Below are 3,523 nucleotides of genomic sequence, written 5' to 3'. Positions count from 1 at the left end.
GAACGAACGCTGCCACCCCTTCATCTGGACCAAAACCGCCGACGAGATCCTCAAGAAGTCCAACCGTCAGACCACTTCAAACACAGACCACTAGGTAGCATGCGCCGGGCGCTCGAGCAGCTCACCGAGCGGTCGCGCAGGCTCACCGAGCTGTTGCGCCAGAGCCGCGAAGCAGCCGGCTGGAGACTGGATGCCGGACGCGCTCGAGAAGCCGCCGAAGCCCAAAAAACGCGAGCGGAATCGCTCTACGGGATTCTCGAGAAACTGCGCGAAGACATTCAAGCGAACCGTATTCTGGCCGCGAATCGGCGGACCATCGCGGTCCGTGCGCAAAGTGAGGTCGACGGACTACCCAGCGGCAGCACGGCCGACCGCGCCGATCCCATCCCCGAACACCCCGTCGCCGTGCTGCGTACCTTCCTGGCCGACGCGCAGCGCGTCTACGACAAGGCCGAGGTCGGCGACGACCAGCTCAAGGACCTCCAGCACGCGGAATCCAAGGCGGACGAGAGGCGTCGAGCGTGGGAGGCCGAACCCGCCGACATCCGTGAACTCGCCCGGCGACTGCTCGCATCCACCGACGGGTCCGATACCGCCTCACGCGACGCCGCGATCGCGAGGGCCACGGCAGGGCTGGAAACCGCGAAGACAACCCACGAGGACGCGATCACCGAGACCGCGAACTGCCGCGCACGTCTTGAGCAGCTTCCGAAACCAACGGTCCTCCTGGACGAGTCGCGCCTACCGCAGGACGCGCTGCACGGCGATCAGCTGGTGGCCGAAGCTGGCCGCACGGTGAGCGATGCCGAAGAGACCCATCGGCATGGTGCCGCGCGGCTGGAAGCGGCCAAGGGCGAGTTGACCAACGCCAAGGCGACCGCCGAGGCTTTCAAGCAACTCGTCGAGATGCACGACGCGGCCTCGGACGACGCACCCGACGCGGATACCGCGGACGTCGAGCCGTTCATAGGTGACAAGGAAGCCGCGCACAACCGGTACCGCGAGCTGCGCCGAGCCGCGGTGCAAGCGTCGAAAGACTCACAGGCCGCGCAGCGCGAGCTACTCAAGCGGGCGGAACGCGTCACCCAGTGCGCCGGGGACAGCCGGTTCGAGACCCTGGCGATCCCGGCGCGGACGCAGATCCAGGGGGTCGGTGTCACAGTTCTGGCCGAGCACGCGGCCGACTGGGCCCGGCAGCTGCGTCCGCGGCTGCGGTCGCTGGCCGACGACCTGGCCCAAATAGGCCGGCACCGGGCCGCCATCCTCGAGCGGCTGAGCGCGATCGTCGACGGCGCACTGCGCCGGCTGCGAACGGCACAGCGGCTGTCCAAACTCCCGGACGGACTCGGGGATTGGTCCGGCTCGGAGTTCCTCCGCATTGGCTACGCAGCGGCAGACGGCGAACTGCTCACCCACCATCTGGGCGGAGTCCTCGACGAAGCGGTGGAGCACCACGCCAAGACCAAGAAATGCGACGGCCTGACCGTAGTGCTGCGGGCTGTCCGGGCCGCGGTCCCCAGGGGGTTCACGGTGACGATGCTCAAGCCGGACGCCGTGCTGCGGACCGAACGTGTCCGGATCTCCGATGTGCGCGACGTGTTCTCCGGCGGTCAGCATCTCACCGCGGCCATCATCCTTTACTGCACCCTGGCCGCGCTGCGCGCCAACGACCAAGGGAAGGTCCGCCGCCACCATTCAGGCGTCCTCTTCCTGGACAACCCCATTGGCCGGGCTTCGGCCAGCTATCTGCTGGACTTGCAACGGAGCGTGGCCAATACGCTTGGTGTCCAGCTCGTCTACCCACCGGTCTCTTCGAAGAAGAGGCCCTGGCGGGCTTTCCGCTGATCATCCGGCTGCGTAACGACGCGGACCTGCGCGCCGGGCGCAAGTACCTGTCGGTGCACGAGCGGGTCGTCCCGTACCTCGACTCGCTCCCGCAACCGACCGACACCGGCGTGCTCACCGCAACCAGGATCACTCTCCCGAAACGGCGCGATGACAAAGCGAATTGAACGCCTTGCCGATGCCCTCTACGAGGAGCTACTCGATTGGGCCGGGACCTGGCCTGGCGCCACGCACAAGGTGGTGCCCATAGATGAAGTACGCCGGTGCTTCAGTGCCGTCTTCGAGCACCGCGAGGGTGACGGCGGAATCGCGGCCACACTGCGAGCGGCCCTTTCGGTCCTCTCCGACTGCGGGCAGATCGTGCTCGTCAAAGCCACCGACCTCGAAAAGGTGGAACTGCCGCAGAAAATCAAGCTCGTGCCGACGGTAGTGAAGGCCCCGAAAACCATCCCCCCAATGCCCCGGTGGCACCGGTCTCTGTACGACCTGGAGGACGCTTGGCCGGCGGCCACGGATCACCAGCGTGTCCGGTACGTGGCAATCAACCAGTGGCTGATGGGTAAACCTGACACCACCGAGGTCCCCCTGCGGGAACGCTCCCTGGAGATCTTCGGGGCGTACGGCAGCGAGCAAGACTACGACTCACCCGAGAAGGCCCTCGACGAAATACGTAGCGGGCCGCTGTTCAGTGATCAGGAACGTCTCCTGCGCGTACTACACGCCGCTGCGACACCGCCACCGCTGCTGAGCAAACAGCCGCTCGAAGAGGCGGTACCCAACCAGCTCACTCGGGTCGGCGACGGTGACCTGCTGCTCGTCGTCGAGAACAGCGCGACCTGGTGGTCGATTGTGAAGGCCCTACCCGCACGGCACAACGTCGGGCACATCGCCTGGGGACTCGGTGCCAGCTTCACGTCGTCGATCCGGTCGATCACCGACAACCACGAGATCCGCCGAATCCGGTACTTCGGCGACGTCGACCTGTCCGGTCTTCGCATTCCAGACTCCGCCCGGCGCACCGCGCTCGCCGGCGGCTTGCCGTCCGTCACCCCTGCGGTGAATCTCTACACGGAGTTGTTCGCGATCGGCCGCAGCTGGCGAGCCGCCGACAGAGCCGCGAACGAGAGCCGTGCACGCCAACTGGCCACGTGGCTTCCCATCGAACACCGTGATGCTGCCATCCGGCTGCTCACCGAACGTCGCCGCATCGCCCAGGAATGGGTAGGCTACCGACACCTTGCCCGCACTACGAGCTGGCACGCTGACCTGATCTGAAGCGGCCAGCGAAAGATGCACCGCCACATGCAGGACTGTGACATCACCTTGTGGATCCAAGCCACTCGCCGACACAGACCTCAAAGGTCGCTAATCGAACTGCCCGCATCTTACAGCTGCCGTCCTGACGGAGCCAACGCTGTCAAACGACGGCACGAACTCGGCGGCCGCAGCGGCGACCAGACCGCTCCCGGCGCCGGCAGCCTCACCCGGTACCACGACGAGCAGGTCACACTATTCAGTCTCTCTACGACACCGCACCACAGGACTGATCCGGACGTCTTCCTCGGAGAACGTAACAGGAAGATCCTGATGCGCCCCGGGTTCTGTGCAGGCTCTGATCTCAGGGAGGATGCAGAGCATGCCGGCACCGAAGAAGTACAGCGACGAGCTGCGTGAGCGG

At 66.0% G+C, this 3,523-nt stretch carries 2 protein-coding genes; both read left to right on the top strand.

Annotated elements, in window-relative coordinates; translation table 11 throughout:
• Window positions 1-99 precede the first annotated feature (99 nt).
• Window positions 100-1,845, top strand: coding sequence for a hypothetical protein (locus AB0M56_RS50415; protein WP_364190765.1), 1,746 nt, complete (start codon window positions 100-102; stop codon window positions 1,843-1,845).
• Between the two features lie 150 nt (window positions 1,846-1,995).
• Window positions 1,996-3,120, top strand: coding sequence for a Wadjet anti-phage system protein JetD domain-containing protein (locus tag AB0M56_RS50410; protein WP_364190762.1), 1,125 nt, complete (start codon window positions 1,996-1,998; stop codon window positions 3,118-3,120).
• The last annotated feature ends 403 nt before the right edge of the window (window positions 3,121-3,523 follow it).

Source organism: Amycolatopsis sp. NPDC051372 (assembly GCF_040682095.1).
GTDB lineage: Bacteria > Actinomycetota > Actinomycetes > Mycobacteriales > Pseudonocardiaceae > Amycolatopsis.
This window is presented reverse-complemented; position numbering and strand designations above follow the sequence as displayed.